This window comes from Novosphingobium sp. PY1 (assembly GCF_017312445.1).
Classification (GTDB): domain Bacteria; phylum Pseudomonadota; class Alphaproteobacteria; order Sphingomonadales; family Sphingomonadaceae; genus Novosphingobium.
The window spans coordinates 1-20,955 of the sequence record NZ_BLTI01000010.1; the positions used below are offsets into that span (position 1 = coordinate 1).

Genomic DNA, 20,955 nt, shown 5'->3' on the forward strand with positions numbered 1-20,955 from the left:
AGTACCCCGGCATCGCGGGCCTTCCCGCGCATCTCCATCACCAGTTCGTCGGTCGGCGCACCGTGGTGGTCGCGGCGCGGGTCCTTCTCGTAAGGTACCACAACTTCGCGCACAAAGGCTTCCACCCGCTCGGCCATGTCGAGGGCGTATCGGGAAATCTCGGTCATTACTGCAGCACCCTGATCGGATCGGAACCGTCCCAGTCCCGGGCGGCATCCTTCATCATCTGGAACAGGCCTTCCGTACCCGACATCGGTTGAAGATACTCGATCACGTGGCCCGGACCCTTGCCCGGATCGACATAGATCACTTCACCGTCCTCGCCGACCTTGCCTTCGACGATGACCTGCGCTCCCGCCTCGGCGCAAGCCCGGCGCGCTTCCTGGATGTCGTCGACGAAGACGCAGATATGGTGAAGCCGGTCGCGAACGGCATATTCGCCCGCGTAGAGCGAAGGCGCATCGCTATCCGTCTTGATCAGTTCGATCTGGATATCGCCCCAGTACCCGATCGCCATGGAGAAGACGGCATCGGTGGGCTCACCCTTGTACTTCATTTCGCCAAGGCGCACGTCATTGAGGACAAAGAACGGGCCGACGCCGACGGTCTCGATCCAGTATTTCATCGCCTCGTCCCAGTCTGTCGGGAAATAGGCGAGCTGGATCACTTCACCCAGCTTCTTCAGCGGTCCCGGAGTAGCGGAACTGGTCATTGTCTGTCCTTTCAGGCGAAGATGCCTTCCGGCTCCTCGATGAGGCTCTTGAGCGTCTGCAGGAACTGAGCCCCTGCCGCGCCGTCGATGGCGCGATGGTCGACCGAGAGCGTGAAGGAAATGCGGTTCTCAAATGCGACGCCGCCTGCCTCCGTCTCGACCGGCTGGCGCTTAGCGGCACCTACGGCGAGGATCGCGCCCTGCGGCGGATTGATGATCGCATCGAAGTTCTCGATCCCGAACATGCCCAGGTTGGAGACAGAGAAAGTCCCGCCTTCCATGTCCTCGATGCCAAGGCGACCCGCCTGCGCCTTGTCGATCAGGCGGCGGGTTTCGGCCGCGAGCTGGTCGATGCGCATGAGGTTCGCCTGGCGCACGACCGGAGTGACGAGGCCCTTGGGGCTCGCCACCGCCATCGAGACGTCAGCGTGCGGGAAACGGTAGATCTCGGTGCCATGCACCTGGACGTTGACATCCGGGTGCCGGGCGAGCGCCATGGCCGAAGCCTTGACGATCCAGTCGTTGACCGAGGCCTTGCAACCCAGCACGAGGTTGGCCGTCTTGCGCATCTCGATGAGCCTGTCGGCACGGGCCGACATGCGCAGGTAGAAGTGAGGGATATCCTGCTTCGCGGCGGTAAGTCGCTGGGCAACCACCTTGCGGATGCGATCGAAGGGTACAACTTCGGGGCGGTTCTCACCGGCCACGAACTCGGGCGTTCCCACGCCGGCACCGGCAGACGGCTTTGGCACCAGCGCCAGCACATCGGCCTTGGAGATGCGGCCGCGGGCACCCGAGCCGGACACGCCGGAAAGCGAAATGCCATGGAGCGCGGCAAGGCGGCGCGCAAGCGGCGAGGCGAAGACCTTGAGGTTGTCCTCCTGAACCGCCACCGGCCCCTTGAGCGTGGGCACCGCCGACCCGCGCAACGCCTTGACGACGTCCTGGTGGGTGATGCGTCCACCCCGGCCCGATCCTTCGATCACGGCTATGTCGACGCCTTCTTCCTCTGCGAGGCGCAAGGCCTCGGGGCTGATCGGCCGATTGGTGTCGATCTTGATCCGCTGCTTCTCCGGTTCCGCCGGAGCCGACGCGGCAGCGGCCGGTGCGCTTGCAGCGGACTTTGCCTTCGACGCGCCTTCGGCCACGCCGCCCTCGGCCGGCTTGAAACCGGCGATGAAAGCCTCGATGTCGGCATCGGAATTGCTGCCGTCGTCGAAAACGGCCAGAAGCGCGCCGACGGGCTCCGCCTCACCGCCGCCCTCGACGACGATGCGCCGCACGGTGGCATCGTATTCGGCATCGACCTCGTTGGTGATCTTGGCGGTTTCGATCAGGCACAGCGTCTGGCCGCGCTTGAAGCTCTCGCCTTCCTTCACCATCCACTCGGCGATGGTTCCTTCGGTCATCTCGATACCCCACTTGGGCATCGTGAAGGCGCGAATTCTACTCATGGGTGCGCCCTCCTCAGCGATATTCCAGGGTCTTGCGCACAGCCGCCGCGACCTTTGCGGGGCTCGGCAGGTAAGCGCTTTCCAGTTCGCGGGCGAACGGGACAGGCGTGTGCGGCGGGGTAACCATCTCGATCGGTGCCTTCAGGCTGGCGAAGGCCTTCTGCGCAACAAGCGCGGAAATGTCGGTTGCCAGCGAGCAGCGCGGCGGCGCTTCGTCGACGATGACGAGACGGCCGGTCACCTCGACGGAGTCGAGGATCGCCTCCTCGTCGAGCGGCGAAGTCGTTCGCAAGTCGACGACGTCGCAGCCGATCCCGTCCTGGGCCAGATCGTCGGCTGCCGTCTCGGCATAGCCGACCATCATGCCGGACGCGACGATCGTAACGTCCTCGCCCGCTCGGGCAAGGCGCGCGTGACCGAATGGCACGACATAGTCCGGATCGTCCGGTACTTCGCCCGACAAGCCGTAGAGGAACTTGTGCTCGAGGAAGACCACCGGATCGTCATCGCGGATCGCCTGGCGCAACAGGCCGCAAGCGTCGGCCGGGGTGGCCGGCATGACAACCTTGATGCCCGGCATGTTGGTGACGAACTGGCTGATCATCTGACTGTGCTGGGCCGCCGCGTTGTAACCGGCGCCGCACGGCATGCGGATCACTGCCGGACAGACCGACTTGCCGCCGAACATGTAGCGGAACTTGGCAATCTGGTTCCAGAGCTGGTCCATGCAAACGCCGATGAAGTCGGCGAACATGATTTCTGCCACCGGCCGCTTGCCGGCCAGAGCCAGGCCACCCGCCGCGCCCATGATGGCGCTTTCCGAAATCGGCGTGTCGATCACCCGGTCCGGACCGAAGGCGTCGTAAAGGCCGGTCGAGGTCGACCAGATGCCGCCGATGGCCTCGGGGCCGCCGGCCGTTCCCATGCCGCCCACGACGTCCTCGCCAAGGACGACGACGCGCTCGTCACGCTGCATTTCCTGGAAGATCGTGTTGCGAATGGCGTCGCGATACATCATTTTTGCCATGGTTTCGCTCCCGCCGTTCAGTAGCTGATGTAGACGTTGTCGAGGACGTTTTCGGGCTTGGGCCGCGCCGCATTGCGCGAGGCCTGGACCGCATTCTCGATGGCTTCGAGCGCCTCGGCATCGAGCTTGTCGATGTCTTCGTCGGTGAGCAGCTTGGCGCCGGTCACGCTGGCGCGGAACTTCTTGAGACAGTCGCGCGTCTCGCGCAGGCGATCGAGTTCGCCCTCACCGCGATAGCGCTGCGGATCGCCTTCGAAGTGGCCGAAGAAGCGCTCGGTATCGAATTCGACTGCGGCCGGGCCATTGCCGGGCGTGCGCACGTAGTCGAGAACTTCGCGCATCGTGTCGTGAACCGAAAAGAAGTCGGTGCCGTCCCCGCGCCAGACCTTCATGCCGAAGGCTTCCGCGCGGCTGGCGATGTCGTTGTTCGTGCCCACCGCATAGTCTACGCCGGTGTGCTCGGAATAGTGATTGTTCTCGAAGACGAAGATCGCCGGAGCCTTGGTGACGACAGCCAGGTTCATCGCCTCGAACGTGGTGCCCTGGTTGCAGGCACCGTCGCCCGAGAAGGTGATGGCGACGGCCAGCTTGCCGTCCTCGTCAGGCCCGTCGATCTTGTTGGAAAGCGCCGCGCCCACCGCGATCGGCGCACCGCCGCCGACGATGCCGTTTGCGCCGAGCATACCCTTGTCGATGTCGGCAATGTGCATCGAACCGCCCTTGCCGTTGCACAGACCTTCCTGGCTACCCCAGATTTCCTTCATCATCCCGTCGACATCGCAACCCTTGGCAAGGCAGTGGCCATGGCCGCGGTGGGTAGAGACGATCTTGTCGGCAGCTGTCAGATGCTCGCACACGCCCACGGCAACGGCTTCCTGACCGCAATAGAGGTGCGTGAAACCGGCGATTTCACCGGTCTGGATCTCCTCGTGGAGACGTTCCTCAAATTCGCGGATCAGCTTCATTTGCCGATAGGCGTGGGTCAACGCCTCGCGGTTCAGCTGCATGTGGGCTTCCTCTCTTGGTTCGAATTGCGGTGACCGGTTCCGTGATCGCTCACAGGCCCAGCACCGACTTGGCGATGATGGTACTTTGAACTTCGTTGGTGCCGCCGAAGATCGTCCAGGCGCGGCTGTTGAGATAGCGCGGCGAGGCGAGCTGGGCTTCCTTCGAATGAAGCGCAAGGGGGGCCTCGTTGCCGTAAAGCGGACGCGCCATGTCGAGTTGCAGCCCTGCCGGGCCGTAGAGGTCGACCGCCAGCAGATCGATCTCCTGCCGCAGGTTCGAGGCGAGCATCTTGGTCAGCGACGTCTGCGGTCCGGGCTTCTTGCCCTTGGCAATTTCCGAAATGATCTTCAGTTCGATCATCTCCAGCGCCTCGACGCTGAGGCGCGTCTGGGCAAGGCGGCGGCGCCAGTCCACCTGGTCGATCAGCTTGCCGCCCCGGCCGTCGCTTTCCTCGCGCGATGCGGTTTCGATCTGGTCTAGATCATAACCGAGCTTGGGTGCATGGCACGATCCGCCGCGCTCATTCTCGAGCAGGAACTTGGCGATGGTCCAGCCCTGCCCTTCCTCGCCGACAAGATTCTTGGCCGGGACGACGACATCCTCAAGGAAGACCTGGTTGACTTCATGGTCCCCGGCGACGGTCAGGATCGGGCGCACGGAGACGCCGGGCGTGTCGAGATCGATGAGCAGGAAGGAAATGCCGGCCTGCTTCTTCACCTCGGTATTCGTGCGGACCAGCGTGAACATGCGGTTCGCGTGATGGGCATGGGTCGTCCAGATCTTCGATCCGTTGACGATGTAGTTATCGCCATCGCGCACCGCGCGGGTCTTGAGGCTGGCAAGATCAGAGCCCGAACCGGGCTCGGAAAAACCCTGGCACCAATAATCCTCGCCCGACAGGACGCGCGGCAGATAATAGGCCTTCTGCTCTTCGGACCCGAAAGTCCAGACCACCGGAGCGAGCAGCTTGAGGCCGAGCACGGTGAGGTTCGGCGCACCAGCCAGAGCGCATTCCTTCTCGAAGAGATAGCGCTGCAGCGGCGTCCAGCCGGTGCCGCCATGTTCCTTGGGCCACTGGTAGCCGAGCCATCCCTGCTGGTGCAGGATCGCATTCCAGGCCTGCCCGATCTCGGGTTCCACGAAGACCGACGGCGTACCCGCCGCGCCGTCCTTTACGACATCCGGCAGGTTGTCACGCAGGAATGCGCGCACCTCGGCGCGGAATTCGGCGTCTTCAGGCGAAAGTTCGATATCCATTCAACGTTCCAGAATTGTCACGGCCGAGACACCGGGCGCACCGTAGACGTGGCTGTAAGCCGTCCTGGGATTGCCCGGGACCTGCCGTCCCCCACCGTCACCACGCAATTGGACGACGTTCTCATAAACCTGACGAAGCCCCGACGCGCCGATCGGCTCACCGCAGGCAAGGCAGCCGCCATCGGTATTGACCGGCAGCCTGCCGCCGATCTCGGTAAGGCCTTCGGCGAGCCACTTTTCCTGTTCGCCATCGGCGCAAAAGCCGTTCTCGGCCATGTGCATGATCTCGGCGCCAGCCTCGGTATCCTGGAGCTGCGCCACGGAAATGTCCTGAGGGCCGATCCCGGCCAGCTTGAAGGCATCCGCCGAGGCAATGCGCGAAGCGGTGCCGCGCGGCACGCTGTCGTTTTCGACAACATCGAGCGACGGCGCGAAGACTTCGAAGGAATGCGCCGGACGGGTGCGCATGGTTGCCGCCTTGAGGCGAACCAGCGGCTTGCCCAGTTCGCGCGCCTTCTTCTCGCTTGCGAGCAGCAGCGCCACACCGCCTTCGGCGGGCGAGCAGAACATGTACTTGGTGTAGGGATCGCTAACCAGCGGCGCTTCGAGGATTTCCTCGAGCGACACCGGCTGTCGCCGCCAGGCGTGGGGCGCGTGAACGGCATTGCGAAAGGCCTTCTCAGCCACGCGGCCCAGCGTTTCATGCGAAATTCCGAACATGTGCATGTAGCGCATGATCTTCGCCGCAAAGAACTGCGTGGTAACCATCTGCCCGACTTCGCCGTACCAGTCCGGCAGGTTGTACTCGCTGGGCAAGGCGTTGAAGGCACCGCGCGGGTGCTTGTCGAAACCGACGGCAAGGCCAAGGTCGAACTCACCCGACTTGATCGCCATCTGCGCCGAGAACAGCGCCGAACCGCCGGCCGCGCAGCCGTTGCGCACGTTAATGAACTGGACCCCGGTCAGGCCGAGGCGATCGACCATGGTGTCGGGATTGCCGGCGGCATCCGAGCTACCGTAAGCGAACTGAACCTGCGGCCAGTCGACACCGGCATCGCCCAGTGCCTGCCGAACGGCGTAGACGCCCTGGTCGACGCCCGAAACGCCATCGGTACGGCCGAACTTGTGGATGCCGATGCCGACGATGCAAACGTCGCTCATGCTGCCCCTCCTGCTGGTGCGAAGGCCGGGATCATGACCGGTTCGGCCGCATCGGGATCGAGCGGCGCCGGCGCCAAGCGCAGCGACATGCCGATCGTCACGTCTTCGAAATCGACATCGACCAGCCGCGCCTCGACAATCGTCTCACCCGGCAGCTCGACGTAGGCAACGATCCAGGGGAGGAATGCCTCGGGGCCGGCATAAGGCGGCGTCTTGGGACGAAAGCGCTGCACGGTGTAGGACCACAAGGTTCCGTCCCTGCCCAGGGGTACGGGCTCGTATCCGTCGCCTTCGGGGCACGGAAAAACGATGCGTCCCGTCACAAGGTCGCGTCCCCCCACCAGTCGTGGAGAGGTTTCGTCCGTGAAAAGGCCTTCGGCAATAGCGCGCATCATGCTCCCACCCCGGTATATATGAGTCCGGTCATGGTGTTGGTTTAAGCCTTCGCGGCGCGGCTTTCCGACTCACCAAAACGCTAGGGTAGTCATTACGCTAGTTCGTGCATCCCTACGTGCAGGGAGACGGACATGACCGAAACTTGGGACTACATCATCGTCGGCGCAGGATCTGCCGGCTGCGTCATGGCCGAGCGCCTGAGTGCCGACGGGCGTTCGCGCGTGCTAGTGTTGGAAGCCGGCGGCGAGAACGACAGCTTCTGGGTCACCCTGCCCAAGGGCGTCGCCAAACTGGTGCAGAAAAGCGAACACATGTGGGCCTATCCCGTCGCCCAGCCACGCGAGGAAGGCGGCCCCGGCGGCGAAGTGTGGATTCGCGGCAAGGGCCTGGGCGGTTCCTCCTCGATTAACGGAATGATCTGGAGCCGCGGCGAGCCGGCCGACTACGACGCCTGGGAAAGCGAGGCCGGGGCGACCGGGTGGAACGGTGCCTCGATGACCGAGGCTTTCCTCGAACTAGAAGACCACGCCGCGGGGCCATCGCCCATGCGCGGCTCAGGCGGCCTCGTTCACGTCGATCCCGCCTGCTACTCCTACCCACTCGCCGACCGCATGATCGAGGCGGGCGAAGCTATGGGACTGCAACATGTCGACGATCTCAATGCCGCCACCGGGCCGCGCGTAGGGTTGTTCAGCCACAACATCCGCAAGGGCAAGCGCGAATCCGCCGCGCGCACCTACCTCGCCGTCGCGAGAAAGCGCCCGAACGTCACGGTGATGACTGACGCGATGGCCGAGCGCATCGTCTTCGACGGCACCCGTGCCGTTGCCGTGGAGGCAACCGTCAAGGGCCAGCCGCACCGGCTCGACTGTTCCGGCGAGATCGTCGTGTCCTGCGGCGCGATGGAAAGCCCGCTCCTGCTTCAGCGTTCGGGAATCGGCGATGCCGACCGACTGGCGGCAGCCGGCATCCCGGTCATCGCCCATTCGCCCGATGTCGGCGAGCGGATGATCGAGCACCTCTCGATCTCCATTCCCTATCGCCTCGAAAAGGGACGCGGCACGAACAAAAGCTTTTTCGGCATCGGCGCGGCGCTGGCGATGCTGCGCTATCTTGTCAGGCATGACGGCATCCTTGCCACCGGGCCCTTCGAAGTGGGCGCCTTTCTCAATGTTGCGCATCCCGACGGACGGACCGACGCGCAGTTCTATCTGGGCGGCTACACCTTCAGGATCGGCGATGACAACGACCCTGTCCCGCTCGACAAGATCGACCCCAAGCCGGGCGTCACGATCTACGGCCAGCTGCTGCGCCTCACCAGCGAAAGTTCAGTACGCGCCACCGGTCCCTCACCCTCGGACGCCCCGGAAATCCTGCACAATTTCCTTTCTACCGAGCATGACCGCAAGTCCGCCATTGCGCTGGTAAGAGCCATGCGCCGGTTCATCGCCTCGCCGCCGCTGGGCGAGATGGTCGGCCCCGAACTCATCCCGGGCCCACAAGTGGAAAGCGACAATGACCTGCTGGCCGCCTTCCGGCGCCTGTCGACATGCGGACTGCACGCGATTCGTTCCTGCCGCATGGGCGGGGACCCGCGGGCGGTCGTCGATCCGCGCCTGCGCGTGAACGGAGTTCAGGGACTGCGCGTCGCGGATTGCTCTGTGATCCCGTGGCACGTCACCGGCAACACCAATGCTCCCGCGATGGCCCTCGGCCTGCGCGGCGCGAAGCTCATGCTGGAGGACAGCGGCTGACGCCCCCTTCCCTTTATCAGCGAATTCAGGTCTGGAGCGAGATGTAGCCGAGCTGGGCCGCCTTGAAGACGGTCTGGCTGCGGTTCACGGCGTTGAGCTTGGTCGCGGCATTGTGGATGTGAAAGCGCACGGTGGCGCGGCTGCGCGACATGATCATGCTGATCTCGAGGTCGGTCTTGCCGATCGCGGCCCATCGCAGGCATTCGACTTCGCGCTTGGATAGCCGGGATTCCGGTGGCAGCGCCTGAACCGAGCCCATGATCTGGACATAAGTCGAGATGAACGTGCGCGAATAAAGCCCCAATGCATCCGAGTAGAGCTTGAACTCCTCGGACAGGTCCGTCTTGGCCTTGTCCAGCGGGTTGAAGCTTACGGCGCCGATCTGGCCGAAGGGCAGATGCACGGGAACGCAGATCGCCGCCTGGGTCAGCGCGCGCTGCTCGAAATTGGCGATATTGATAGAATCCAGATAGGCATTGGGCTCGAAGGTGCGGAAACCTTCGGCATTTGCCCAGAACGGCTGACTCTCGAAACGGCAGGCCGACGTCAGCGGCGAATCCAGCGCAATGCGGGAATTGCGCCACCAGACCTTTTCGTCGTCGCTCCAGCCGAAAACTTCCGTTGCGAGAATATTGCCTTCCGCGTCAACCGGAGTTCGCTTGTCCGCGATATCGTGCGCGGGAGCAGCTCGAAACCCGCACTCAAGGGCAATGCGGTGCAATGCCTCAGCTGCGGGCTTGATGCCTTCCGGAGTCATGACCCGGACGGCATCGATATTTTCCTGTGACAACAAATTCATGAATTCCTCTCTCGCGAGCCCGTCTTACCCCGCCGTTCCCGCCGGCACAATCGTCCCAAGGCCGAATTTCCGCCCACAATGCCTAACCTTTTGCGCAGCGGAGGACCACCCATCGATAGTGGTAAAGCGGAACTACAGACGGGAGTGGAAAGTGAATTTCGAACTGAACGAAGACGAAGAAATGCTGAAGGCACTGACTGAGCGTTTCGTCGTCGACCATTATGACCATGACAGCCGCCGCGCCTTTCTGAGTGAACCCAATGGTTTTTCCCGGAAGAACTGGGACTTTCTGGGCGAACTCGGCCTGATCGCCGCACCCTTTCCCGAAGAACTGGGCGGCCTCGGCCTCGACGGCACCGCCATTGCCACGGTCTTCGAAGCGCTTGGCCACGGCCTCGTTGTCGAGCCCCTGGCGGAGAACGTGGTACTGGCCGGACGCCTCTTTGCACTCACCGCGCCGGAGGATCTCAAGGCCGAATGGATCGAGGACCTGCTGACCGGTACGCGCCGCCTTGCCCTCGCCCATGCCGAGGCAGGCACGCGCGATGGCCTGATCTGGGTTGAGACCAAGGCCAATGCCGATGGCGGCAGCTATCGCATCACCGGATCGAAGCCCTATTGCATCGCAGGCGGCGGGGCTGACGGCTACATAGTTTCGGCGCGCGTTTCCGGCGCGCCCGGCGACAGTGGCGGGGCCGAACTTTTCTTCGTCCCAGCTGACGCCGAAGGTCTCAAGACGCGGGACTGGCCGCTTGCCGATGGCAGCGTCGCCACCGACATCACGCTCGACGATGTGGTTGCCACCAGACTCGAAGGCGGGCTCGGTGCCCTGGCAGAGGCCGAGCAGGTTGCCACGCTTGCCCGCAGCGCCGAAGCGCTGGGCATCATGGCGCGCATTTTCGAGGAAACGATCGAGTACCTGCGCACCCGCGACCAGTTCGGCGTGCCGCTCGGTTCCTTCCAGGCCATCCAGCACCGCATGGTCGCGCAATATGCCGCTATCGAACGCAGCCGGGCCCTGCTCAACCTCGCGCTCGTTTCGTGGGGAACGGACGACTTTGCCCGCAACGTCCAGGGGGCCCGCGCCTTCATCGCCGATGCCTCGGTAACGCTGGGGCACGAAATGATCCAGTTCCACGGCGGCATGGGTGTGACCGACGAACTGGCGGTGGGCGGCGGGCACAAACGCCTGCTGGTTCTTTCGCGCTGGCCCGAACCGGCCCAGTCCGCGCTCGACCGCTTCGCCGGACTGCTGCACTGATCGGACAAGTTCCTGCAAACTGAAAAAGGGGCGGACCGGTTTTCCCGGTCCGCCCCTCTTCTTTTGGGCCCGCGGAGGAAGTCAGGCCCGCTCGCGATCCTTTATCCAGGCAATGCCGCGGCGCAGCAAGTCGTAGAAGACCGGCAGCTCCCAGGCGCAGCGATCCACTGACGGCCACCAGTCGAGCATTGGCTGAAGATCGTAGTGTCCGCGGCAATGCCCCAGCGTATTGTAGAGCACCGCGCCCTTGCCGTGGCGCTTGATATACATGACCGGATGGACTCCGGGCGCATCGGTCGCCTCGACGAACCCGGTGCCTTCCTCGGTGCACTCGGTCTCGAGAAGAACGTGCAGTTCGCCGTGCTGTTCGAGGTGATACAGCTCGTCGTTAGTCTCGAAAGCCTCGATCCCCTCGACCAGCGGGTGCGTGGGATCGGCTACCGTGACCTTGTATGGGGCAATCGGCGGATGGGAGACGAACTGGCTACCCAGCATGTCCATCATCAGCGGCGCCCAGCGCGGCGCATCCCACAGTCCGTTCTGCAGCAGGCGCAGTACCGAATTGGTACCGTGCAGCGCGTACCAGCGACCGCCGGCGGCCAGCCAGTCGCGCAGGACTTCCTGCGCTGCCAGCGAAGGCGTGACGTCGCAGGTATACGTGATGATGATGTCGGCCTTGCGGATCGCATCGAGGTTTTCATAATCCTCGAACACGCGCGTGCGCACGCTCTGGTCCTCGGCCAGAAGCTTGAGCAGTTCGAGCCGGGCAAAGTCCATGTCGTGCCAGACGCCGCCGCAGATGAAGACGCAGTCTATCCGGGGCGGATGCTGGTCGACATGCGCGCCTTGCCCGCCATACGCGCCTTCGCCGCTCATGCCGCATTCTCCTTGCTGCCACCCAATTCGCCGCTGATGTACTTCATCATCGTGTCCTGGAACTGGCGAATGCGGATTTCCTGGTAATTGCCCAGCTGGACTTCGCCGTTCTTGGAGGCGTGAAGGCCGTCCTGAACGAAGGGCAGGTTGTCCATATCCTGCTCGAACACATCGCCAAGGATGCCCAGTTCCGGCGCTTCGGTCCATTTCTGGTCGAGCGTGAGGAACTTCAGCGGCGCGCCATGCGGCATCGGCTGGCCCTTGGGAATGCGCGAGAGGATGCGCACTTCCATGATGCAGGTGTCGGGCGTCTTGCCGGGTCGCCAGTTGTAGACGATATTCGGCATGTAACCGCCCCAGGGCGCGAAGTTCGGGAAAACGTTGTAGACCAGCGCATCGAGTAGCTCGGCGTCGGTCGCATCCTCATGGTCGTAGCCGGTCTGTTCGGTATAGGCCTTGCGCATTGCCGCACCCAGCGCCGCGCGCGCCGTCATCCCTTCCGGCACAGCGATCGCCATCGGGTTTTCGGCGGCGCCTTCCTCATAGTTGTCGGCCGAGCGTCCGTTGTACTTGATGAACTGGTCGACGATCCACTGCTCGCCCTTACCTTCCTTGATGTGCGGGCTCATCACGCCGAAGGGGGTAAGGTTGACATTCACATTGTCGCCCCAGGTCCAGTAGGCGGCATTGGAATCGCCGGTGAAAGGCAGCAGCTGCGGGTGGGTAACGATCGTGTGCCAGGCCTCCATGAAGGCTTCCATCACGACCTTCCAGTTCGCCGGCACTTCCTTGGCCACGCGCATGACGGTCGCGCATTCTTCGTGCCGCCAGCGCTTGAAGTGCTCGGGCAGCGGCGCGAGGTATTCCTCAAGGCTCGGCCCGCCCTTTTCCTCGCGGATGAAGATGTAGCCCGCCCAGCGGCCGACCTCGGCTTCGGGAAGCCCCATCTCCTTTTCCTTGAGATGCGGGAAGTCCCACTGGCACGGCATCGAGTTGAACGATCCGTCCTTGTTCCAGGCAAAGCCATGGAAGGGGCAGACGAACTTGTCGGCGCTGCCGTCCTCGGTGCGCAGCTTGCGACCACGGTGGAGGCAGACGTTGTGCATCGCACGGATCGAGCCGTCGTCTTGACGCACGATCAGGTAAGTCCGCCCGACGTTCTCGTAGACGACATAGTCACCGGCTTCGAGCAGGTCCTCTTCGCGCGCAACGAACTGCCACACGTAAGGCCACATCTTCTCGCGCTCCAGCCGAGCGAATTCCTCGCTGGTGTAGCGCTCGGCGGGGATCGGGTCGGAGCCGCGATAGGTATAACTCTCCTCGGTCAGGATCTTCGGCGGCGTTCGCGAATCCGTGGCCATCAGTTCGGCCCAGGTGATACCTTCGCTGCGGTCTTCGCCCAGTTTCACTTCGGGGTCCCGGTCAGCCATCTCTCTGCATTCTCCCAAGAACGGAATTTCCTGTTTGGTCCATGTCTGGACCAGCGTGAAGTCATAGTCACCTTGCCGAAATCATAGGTTGTTCCGCCGCCCGGATCGGCCATGTTGCGGTTGGAAAGCAATTTTTGGGAGAATGCCGTGAGCAAACGGCTTGAAGGCAAGGTCGCGCTGGTCACCGGAGGCACTTCGGGCATCGGCGCGGGCACGGTCGAGCGGCTTGCCGCCGAAGGTGCAAAGGTCATTTTCACCGGTTCGAACGAGGCCGCCGCGCAGAAACTCTGCGCTGCCACCGGCGCACGGTTCGAAAAGCACAACGTGACCGACGCCACGGCCTGGGGACCTCTGATCGACCGCATCCTCGAAGAACATGGCAGACTGGATATCGCTTTTGCCAATGCCGGGATCGAGGCGGGCGACGGGAGCGTCGAGGACATCACCATCGAGGCATGGAACAACATCATGGGCGTGAACCTCACCGGGGTGATGCTCACGGTGCAGCACGCAATGCGCGCCATGGCCAGGAATCCCGATGGCCCGACCGGCTCGATCATCGTCAATTCCTCGATGAACGCGCACCGCGCGATGGGCAATTTCGTGGCCTATTCGGTTTCCAAGTCAGCAGTTCTCGCGCTGGTAAAGTCCTCTGCCGTTCACGCCGGCAACCAGAAATACAAGATCCGCGTCAACGCCGTCCTGCCGGGCGTGGTCGAAACCGCGATGATCAAGAACCTGATCGACAAGTCGGGCGACCCCGAGGCCACGCGTGCCGCCTACGAGGGTCTATCGCCGATGGGTCGCATGGCCACGGTCGAGGAAATTGCCGGGCTCGTCGCCTGGCTGGCTTCTGACGAGGCCCGCTTCTCCTCGGGCAGCGAATTCACCATGGACGGTGCCAGCACCGCGGGGATGAACGGCGTATGAGCGATCTGGGTTCACAACGCCTGCAGGGCCGCGTCGCCCTCGTTTCCGGCGGTCTGCGCGGCATCGGCCTCGCCTGTGTCGAACGCTTCCTGGCCGAGGGCGCCGAAGTCGTGCTGACCGACCTCGATGCGCCCGACAGCGAGCTTGCAAGCACGACCGTTGAGCGGCTCGGACAGGCAGCCAGCTACCTGCAGGCCAACGTCACGAAGAGCGAGGACTGGGAGCGTGCTCGCGCCTCCGTTGCGGAACGGCACGGCAAGTTGCACATCCTGGTCAACAATGCCGGCACCGATCTGACCGGCCCGGTCGAAAGCCTGACAGACGAAGGCTGGCGGCGGATCATGGCAATCAACGTTGACGGCGTCTTCATGGGCACCCGCGCTTTCGTCCCGATGATGGCCGAGAGCGGCAAGGACTTCAAAGGCGGCGCCTCGATCATCAACGTCAGTTCGATTATGGGCCTTGTCGGCATGAACGAGGTCTCTGCCTACAATGCCAGCAAGGGCGCGGTGCGCATGTTCACCAAGGGCATCGCCGTCGAATTCGCGGAAAAGAAGATGCCGATCCGCGCCAATTCGCTCCACCCCGGATTCGTAACTACACCCCTGCTCGCACAGGGTTTCCAGCGCTGGGTCGAAAGCGGCGTCGCTGAAAAGGCACAGGACCTGGTCGACATGGTCGCGGGCAAGACGCCGATCGGTCGCCTCGCGGACCCTTCGGAGCTGGCAAGCGCGGTGTTCTTCCTCGCCAGCGAGGACAGCTCGTACATGACCGGCGCGGAACTCGTCGTCGACGGCGGCTGGACGGCCCAGTAACCACTACAAGGCCAGTAACCACTACAAGGCCAGTAACCACAACAAGGGAAGACAAAAGACCATGACCATCGCCCTTCCCGGCGTCGTCGCCGTCGTCACCGGCGCGGCCGGTGGCATAGGCCGCGAAATCGTCAAGGCCATGAAGGCTGCCGGAGCCACCGTCATCGCCACCGACTTGCGCGACAGTGCAGACATCGAGGGCGCCGACCATTACCTCAGGCACGACGTAACCAGCGACGCCGACTGGCGCGCGGTGGAAGCACTGGTGCGCGAGAACTATGGCCGTCTCGACGCGCTGGTGAACAACGCGGGCTTCTCCATCGTGACGAAGTTCGAGGACACGCCGCTGGCCGAATTCCACAAGGTCAACGCGATCAACGTGGATTCCGCGATCATCGGCACGCAGATCATGCTCGACCTGCTCAAGGCTGGCGGCAAGGCCCGCAAGGCTGGCGCGTCGGTCATCAATTTCTCGAGCGTGGGCGGCCTGCGCGGCGCGCCGTTCAACGCCGCCTATTGCACCAGCAAGGCCGCGATCAAGATGCTGACCAAGTGCCTTGGCGCCGAGTTCGGCGCACTGGGCTACAACATCCGGGTCAACTCGGTGCACCCCGGCGGCATCGACACGCCGATGCTCGGTTCGATCATGGACCGCTACGTCGAAATGGGCGCCGTCCCCTCGCGCGAAGTCGCGATGCAGGGCATCCTCGCCAATCATCCGATCGGCAGGATGGGCCGGCCCGATGAAATGGCCGGCGGAGTGGTGTTCCTAGCCAGCGAGGCCTCCAGCTTCATGACCTGCGACGAACTCGTGATGGACGGAGGCTTCAGCCAGGTCTGATCCCGGATCGCGATACTACGGGAGCCGCCTGCACCATCGGCTCCCGCCCTGCAATGCCAAGTGAAGGAACCCGCGCAATGTCCCGCAAGCTGCCCGGTGTGATCGGCATGCACCATATCGGCGTGTCGGTTCCCGACCTCGACAAGGCGCGCGAATTCTATCTCGATATCCTTGGCGCGGTGGAAGAAGTCGAACCGCTGAGCTGGGCCGACAATCCCTTCATCGACAGGATCGTGGGCCTCGAAGGCAGCGCCGCAAGGCAGTTCTTCTGCCGCCTCGGCAACGTCCAGATCGAAGTCTTCGAATACAGTGCCCCCAGGCAGGCCCCGCTCGCCCCCGACCGCGGGGTCAACGAATATGGTTACACGCACTTCGCGATACAGGTGGAGGATTTGGAAGCCGTGCACGAACGCATCGTCGCGGCGGGCCTGCCGGTCCATGCGCCGCCCGACATGTCATCGATCACCGTCGATGCCGACGGGACCAAACACGGCTACTCCGGAACCTACTGCCGCGACTTCTTCGGCAACGTGTTCGAGATCCTGGAAATCCACGAGACCCCGGAAATCCTGCCGATCTAAAGCGACGAGCCCCCATCGATGACGAATTCCGCCCCCGTTGCAAAGGCGCTTTCGTCGCTGGCGAGATAGAGGCACAGGGCGGCCACTTCATCGGGCTGGCCGATACGGCCGATGGGATGGCCGGCCACCCACTCGGCGTAAAGGGCATCGGGATTGTCCGACTGAGCCAGAACCTTGTCGAGGATCGGAGTATGGATCACGCCCGGATGCACCGAATTGCACCGCATGCCGTACTTCTCGCGGGCATAGTGCAGCGCGATCGACTTGGTCATGTGCGTAACGCCCGCCTTCGCCGCATTGTAGGCGGCCAGATAATGCGCGGCACGAATGCTCGCCATCGACGCAATATTGATCACCGACCCGCCGGTGCGCTTCATCAGCGCGATGACGTGCTTGCAGCCCAGGAATACGCCGGCAAGATCCACGTCCAGCTCGTGCCGGAAGGCATCGAGCGCGAGGTCCTCGACCGAACCGATGGTGGTGATCCCCGCGCAATTGACCAGCACGTCGATCCGGCCATGAAGCGCCTCGACGCGTTCGAAGGCGTCGATCCACTGGGCTTCGCTGGTAACGTCGAGCCTCACGAACGCCGCCGCCTCGCCCAGTTCATCGGTCAGTACCTGCCCGCCTGCCTCGTCGATGTCGGCCAGCACGACATGCGCGCCTTCCTGAACGAAGCGGCGGACAATCGCCTCGCCAAGACCGGAGGCCGCCCCGGTGACCAGTGCGACCTTTCCCGCGATCCTGCCCGTCCCGGCCATGATCATGCCTCGATAGGAATGAGAAAATCCATCGTGTAGCGCGTGGCCTTCCAGCCCGCATCGGTGCGTTTGACGTCGAAGTAATAGCGACCGTTCACGGTAATCCCGCCGCCCGCCTTGTACTTGCCCAAGCCGATCACGTAGGCGCGGATCGATGCGGTATCGCCGTCATAGGCGGTGATTGCAAAGTTGGTCAGGTAATGGCCATGGGCCGACATCACCTCGAAAGTGTCCTCGAAGAACTTGCGGATCTCACCGTGTCCATTGAGGCTGGGGAAATTGATGCCCGAAAGGTCGAACACCGCGTCCTCCACAAAGACGTCGAGAATGCCGTCGATGTCGTGCAGACTGTCCACCGCGTGAGCGTAGGAGATCAACAGGTCCTGAATGGCGAGGCGATCCTCGATCGGGCAAGCGGTCATCTACGGTAATCCTCTCAGGTCTGGCATCTTGGGAAATGGGGCCGGCAACCTGCCCGGCTGCCGGCCCCGAGGGGAATATCAGGCGATCAGCGGCGCCCTTCGAGATAGTCGTTGATGACCTCGTGGAAGCGGCTGATGCGGGTTTCCTGTTCGGCCAGATAGGCGCGGTCGAAGCCCATCGATTGCAGGCCCTTCTGCTGGGTCACAGCCAGCGACAGGTCCTGCGACAGGAAGTCGCCCTGCGCGATCGCAGCCTTCTTCTCACCGAACAGCGCGGTCTCGTGCTCAGCCTCCTCGTAGGGACGCATGCCATAGAGCGTGGCGACTTCGTCGGCGCCCTCGATCTCGGGAACCATGTACCAGTAGTCGAAGGTCGACCAGTTGGGGTCTTCCGGATCGGGTTCGGTCCGGAACATGTGCAGGCCCTCGGGGGTGCCGGTCAGCGTCAGGTTCGGAAAGCAGGTTTGATGGAACTGGTCGGTCAGTTCATCGTCGCTCATCGTCGCAAAGTGATGATGGCCCCGCTCAGGGCCCAGCCGGCGCCGTGCTTCCTGCAGGGCCTTGCGCGCTTCCTGCGCCTTGCCTTCGAATTCGGACGGGTCGAGATCCCATTCCTTCAGCACGTCGGCCCACAGCGGCATGACGTTGACCGAACTTTCGTAGCGGCTGGAGGGCTGTAGTTTCTCGATCATGCGGTTGTGCCCCTGCGGGTACATCTCGAAGATCGTCGTCGAGTAGTGATCGTCGATCATCGGCTGGAACTGCGGGTGCACGGCCGGGATGTGATAGGACTCGTTGAAGTTGTCCGAGGCGAACTTCCAGTTGGTGTTCACGCGCAGGGTCAGCCAGACGACGCGCTTCCAGTTCGCCAGATCGCGGTTGCCAAGCAGTTGCGGTACCGGGTCGAGATATTCCTGCAGCGGCAGCGCATTGGGATCGAAGCTGTAGAAGACGAAGCCGCCCCATGTTTCGCAGGGCACTTCCTTCATGCGCAGCTTATCGCAAGGGTTACCTTGCGGAAAGTCCTCGGGGTCCTGCACTTCGTCGAGAGCGCCGTCAATGTTCCACTTCCAGTTGTGGTACGGGCAGGTCAGGTGCTTGGCGACGCCCCCCTCCTCGACGTTGACGAGGCGGTTGCCGCGATGCTGGCAGACATTGAAGAAGGCGCGGATCGAGCCGTCTTCCTGCCGGATCATGATCACCGATTCATGGCGGAAGTTGTGCGTGATGAAATCGCCCGGCTCTTCGAGCTGGCTTTCACGCCCGCCCACGTGCCACACGCGCTTCCACATGTGTTCCCATTCGCGCTCCGCGAATTCCCTGGAATAATAGCGGTCTCCGGTGATCGCATCACCGCGCGCCTTGGGAAACTGGGCCGAAGGGTGCGTGGGATAGGTCGCGGCTTTTTCTGGGACTTCGAGATATCTTGTCATGGCAGACTTTCCTTCTGTCCCGGCCTTCTCCGCGACGCACCGGGTCGGGTTTTTCTTGTATTTCCGTTCTGGTTATTGCGCCTCGGCAGGAAATCCGGGGCGGATAGGATCGGTCACGCCGTCCCAGCCCTCTGCGGCTGCGGCAACGCGCTCGAAGAAATCGGTCTGGATCGGATTTTCCTCGATCAGCTCGATCATGCAGCCGATCGATTTGCTGGTATCGATATAGCTGAAACGGAAGCCGCCGAACTCTCCATCGACCGCGGCGACGAAACCCTGATCGACATAGCTGGCGTAAACCGCATCGTAGTCGCCGGTATAGATGGCGAGGTGATGAAATCCCCCCTCACCCTTCGCGATGGTGTCGCGATAGGCGGAGGGGCTGTCGCAGTGCTGCTGCACGAGCTCGATCTGCACACCGCCCGACTGGGCGATGGCGACCGAGAAATCGAGGCCGGCAGCCTTCTTGCCGCGATAGGCGTATTCGGCGACCTCGATGTGCGGGACGACGAGGAACGGCCCGATCCCGGTGGTCTGGGTCCAGCGCGTGCAGGCGGTCTCGATATCGTCGACCATCAGCGCAACCTGCATGACATGGCGGCCCGGGACACCGGGAGCGGGAAGGTTCACCAAGATCAGTCCTTGCCCTGGACCATGTCATTCAGCAGTTCGTGGAAGCGCTGAACGCGCTTTTCCTGACCGGGCAGGATGCAGCCCTTGAAGCCGCGGGAGTTGAGGCCCTGCTGCTGGCTGGTACCGATCGAAAGGTCCTGGTCGGCAACGAAGCCCAGACTCACGCCGTCACCGTAGACCGAGTGGCGAGCCTCAGCGTCATGACGAAGCGGCAGGTTGCCGATCGGCGTGACGACTTCCTTCATGCCTTCCACCGGCGGGTAAAGGCACCAGTGCTGGAAAACGCACTTTTCCGGATCGGTGGGATGCGGTTCGGTGCGCAGGATCTGGCACTGCTCCGGGCTCATCGTGATCGTGAGGTTCGGGAACAGCGTGCAGTGGAAATAGTCCACCAGCTGCTGGTCGGTCATGTCGTCGTAGTTCTTGTAGCCGCGGCCCGGACCGAGCTTGCGCTTGGCCTCGATGATCGCCTGGCGCAGGTCGCCGGTATGACCGTTGTATTGCGCCGGATCGATGCCCCAGGCCGCCGCGATCTCGTCGAGCGGGGCGGGAACCTCGGTAGTGTGGAAGTCCTGGCGCGTGGTGGCCTGGTGGCCCTTCATCCACATCGAGTTGTGTCCCGACGGGTACATTTCGAACAGCGTGTCGGGCAGCCCGTCGTTGATGAAGGTCGACAGTTCCGGATGGATCGTCGGCAGGTGGTAGGATTCGTTGAAGTTGTCGCGGATGATCTTCCAGTTGAACTCGCAGTCCGCCGACAGGTTGAGCACGCGCACCCAGTTGTCGAGGCCATAGCCCTTCAGGCGTTCGGGGAACGGCGAGAGCCATTCCAGCAGCGGCGGGACATCATCGTCCATGCACCAGAACACGAACGGGCCCCACGTCTCGCAGCGCAGCTCGGACAGGTGCACCTTGCCGCAGGGGCTACCGCCCTCGAAGTCGTCGGGATCCTGTACCCTGGCCAGTGTCCCGTCGAGGTCGAAGGTCCAGTTGTGGTAGCCGCAGACGATGCGCGGAACGCTGGTCGCATCGCCAAGGACGAGGCGGTTGCCGCGGTGCGGACAGGAATTGTAGAAGGCGCGGACCGAGCCGTCCTCCTGCTTCACCATGATTACCGATTCCTTGGCGAAGTTGTGGCGGATGATGTCGCCTGGCTCCTCCAGTTCGGCAAGGACACCGCCCAGGTGCCAGACCTTGGGCCAGAGATGCTTCATCTCCTTGTCCATCCACTCCTTGGAGATGTAGCGATCGGCGGTGATCGTATCGCCGCGCACCGGCTGATCGAACTCCTTCGAATAACGTGAGATATTGGCCTGAACGTTCATGGTCTGGTTCCTTCTCGACTTCCGGGGGCTGGCCGCCAGCATTGCGGGCTGAAATCGAATTTGCGGCGAGCGGCAAGGT

Annotated in this window: 21 protein-coding genes and 1 pseudogene; 6 read left to right on the forward strand and 16 right to left on the reverse strand. The window is 63.1% G+C overall.

The window, feature by feature from the left end:
• The 8 genes and pseudogenes from J3474_RS22760 to J3474_RS17195 all read right to left on the reverse strand — a co-directional run.
• A pseudogene (locus tag J3474_RS22760) lies at positions 1–137 on the reverse strand (acyl-CoA dehydrogenase); the annotation flags it as partial.
• Between the two features lie 29 nt (positions 138–166).
• Positions 167–712, reverse strand: a complete 546-nt coding sequence (locus tag J3474_RS17165; RefSeq protein ID WP_013832654.1) for a VOC family protein — start codon at positions 710–712, stop codon at positions 167–169.
• An 11-nt stretch (positions 713–723) separates the two neighbouring features.
• Entirely contained in the window at positions 724–2,166 is a 1,443-nt protein-coding gene (locus J3474_RS17170) for a 2-oxo acid dehydrogenase subunit E2 (protein WP_207094983.1), read from the reverse strand.
• Between the two features lie 13 nt (positions 2,167–2,179).
• Positions 2,180–3,193 carry an alpha-ketoacid dehydrogenase subunit beta gene (locus J3474_RS17175; protein WP_013832652.1) on the reverse strand — a complete coding sequence of 338 codons (1,014 nt, stop codon included), beginning with the start codon at positions 3,191–3,193 and terminating at the stop codon, positions 2,180–2,182.
• 17 nt (positions 3,194–3,210) lie between these two features.
• Positions 3,211–4,200, reverse strand: coding sequence for a thiamine pyrophosphate-dependent dehydrogenase E1 component subunit alpha (locus J3474_RS17180; protein ID WP_013832651.1), 990 nt, complete (start codon positions 4,198–4,200; stop codon positions 3,211–3,213).
• 49 nt (positions 4,201–4,249) lie between these two features.
• Positions 4,250–5,458 (reverse strand): acyl-CoA dehydrogenase family protein, encoded by a 1,209-nt coding sequence (locus J3474_RS17185; RefSeq protein WP_207094984.1) that lies wholly within the window; start codon positions 5,456–5,458, stop codon positions 4,250–4,252.
• Complete coding sequence (locus tag J3474_RS17190; RefSeq protein ID WP_207094985.1) at positions 5,459–6,619, reverse strand: thiolase family protein; 1,161 nt, start codon at positions 6,617–6,619, stop codon at positions 5,459–5,461.
• Positions 6,616–7,011 carry a Zn-ribbon domain-containing OB-fold protein gene (locus J3474_RS17195; protein WP_207095032.1) on the reverse strand — a complete coding sequence of 132 codons (396 nt, stop codon included), beginning with the start codon at positions 7,009–7,011 and terminating at the stop codon, positions 6,616–6,618. Before J3474_RS17195 ends, J3474_RS17190 begins: the two co-directional genes overlap by 4 nt.
• Before the next feature lie 135 nt (positions 7,012–7,146).
• Here J3474_RS17195 and J3474_RS17200 point away from each other — a divergent pair, with 135 nt between their 5' ends.
• Positions 7,147–8,769 carry a GMC family oxidoreductase gene (locus J3474_RS17200; protein WP_207094986.1) on the forward strand — a complete coding sequence of 541 codons (1,623 nt, stop codon included), beginning with the start codon at positions 7,147–7,149 and terminating at the stop codon, positions 8,767–8,769.
• A gap of 25 nt (positions 8,770–8,794) precedes the next feature.
• Here J3474_RS17200 and J3474_RS17205 read toward each other — a convergent pair whose 3' ends face one another.
• Positions 8,795–9,568 (reverse strand): helix-turn-helix transcriptional regulator, encoded by a 774-nt coding sequence (locus J3474_RS17205; protein ID WP_013832646.1) that lies wholly within the window; start codon positions 9,566–9,568, stop codon positions 8,795–8,797.
• A gap of 151 nt (positions 9,569–9,719) precedes the next feature.
• Between J3474_RS17205 and J3474_RS17210 the strand changes: the two genes are divergently transcribed.
• On the forward strand, positions 9,720–10,829 hold the full coding sequence (locus tag J3474_RS17210; protein WP_207094987.1) for an acyl-CoA dehydrogenase family protein: 1,110 nt from the start codon (positions 9,720–9,722) through the stop codon (positions 10,827–10,829).
• Between the two features lie 81 nt (positions 10,830–10,910).
• Here J3474_RS17210 and J3474_RS17215 read toward each other — a convergent pair whose 3' ends face one another.
• Positions 10,911–11,705, reverse strand: coding sequence for a ThuA domain-containing protein (locus J3474_RS17215; protein WP_207094988.1), 795 nt, complete (start codon positions 11,703–11,705; stop codon positions 10,911–10,913).
• On the reverse strand, positions 11,702–13,135 hold the full coding sequence (locus J3474_RS17220) for an SRPBCC family protein (RefSeq protein ID WP_207094989.1): 1,434 nt from the start codon (positions 13,133–13,135) through the stop codon (positions 11,702–11,704). Before J3474_RS17220 ends, J3474_RS17215 begins: the two co-directional genes overlap by 4 nt.
• Before the next feature lie 111 nt (positions 13,136–13,246).
• Between J3474_RS17220 and J3474_RS17225 the strand changes: the two genes are divergently transcribed.
• The 4 genes from J3474_RS17225 to J3474_RS17240 all read left to right on the forward strand — a co-directional run bounded on the left by J3474_RS17225 (position 13,247) and on the right by J3474_RS17240 (position 16,302).
• A complete protein-coding gene (locus J3474_RS17225) occupies positions 13,247–14,065 on the forward strand; it encodes an SDR family NAD(P)-dependent oxidoreductase (RefSeq protein WP_207094990.1) in 819 nt (272 codons plus the stop codon).
• Positions 14,062–14,880, forward strand: coding sequence for an SDR family NAD(P)-dependent oxidoreductase (locus J3474_RS17230; protein WP_013832641.1), 819 nt, complete (start codon positions 14,062–14,064; stop codon positions 14,878–14,880). Before J3474_RS17225 ends, J3474_RS17230 begins: the two co-directional genes overlap by 4 nt.
• Positions 14,881–14,941: 61 nt before the next feature.
• A complete protein-coding gene (locus J3474_RS17235) occupies positions 14,942–15,721 on the forward strand; it encodes an SDR family oxidoreductase (RefSeq protein ID WP_207094991.1) in 780 nt (259 codons plus the stop codon).
• A 77-nt stretch (positions 15,722–15,798) separates the two neighbouring features.
• The gene (locus tag J3474_RS17240; protein ID WP_207094992.1) at positions 15,799–16,302 is read left to right on the forward strand and encodes a VOC family protein; all 504 of its coding nucleotides are present in this window, start codon (positions 15,799–15,801) and stop codon (positions 16,300–16,302) included.
• Here the strand turns inward: J3474_RS17240 and J3474_RS17245 are convergent.
• The 5 genes from J3474_RS17245 to J3474_RS17265 form a co-directional block, all read right to left on the reverse strand.
• Positions 16,299–17,063, reverse strand: coding sequence for a glucose 1-dehydrogenase (locus tag J3474_RS17245; RefSeq protein WP_207094993.1), 765 nt, complete (start codon positions 17,061–17,063; stop codon positions 16,299–16,301). The genes J3474_RS17240 and J3474_RS17245 overlap by 4 nt on opposite strands.
• A gap of 2 nt (positions 17,064–17,065) precedes the next feature.
• Positions 17,066–17,485, reverse strand: coding sequence for a nuclear transport factor 2 family protein (locus J3474_RS17250; RefSeq protein WP_207094994.1), 420 nt, complete (start codon positions 17,483–17,485; stop codon positions 17,066–17,068).
• Positions 17,486–17,571: 86 nt separating this feature from the next.
• Positions 17,572–18,918, reverse strand: coding sequence for an SRPBCC family protein (locus tag J3474_RS17255; RefSeq protein ID WP_207094995.1), 1,347 nt, complete (start codon positions 18,916–18,918; stop codon positions 17,572–17,574).
• 72 nt (positions 18,919–18,990) lie between these two features.
• Entirely contained in the window at positions 18,991–19,548 is a 558-nt protein-coding gene (locus tag J3474_RS17260; protein WP_232512671.1) for a VOC family protein, read from the reverse strand.
• Between the two features lie 5 nt (positions 19,549–19,553).
• Positions 19,554–20,876 carry an SRPBCC family protein gene (locus tag J3474_RS17265; RefSeq protein WP_013832634.1) on the reverse strand — a complete coding sequence of 441 codons (1,323 nt, stop codon included), beginning with the start codon at positions 20,874–20,876 and terminating at the stop codon, positions 19,554–19,556.
• Between the last annotated feature and the right edge of the window lie 79 nt (positions 20,877–20,955).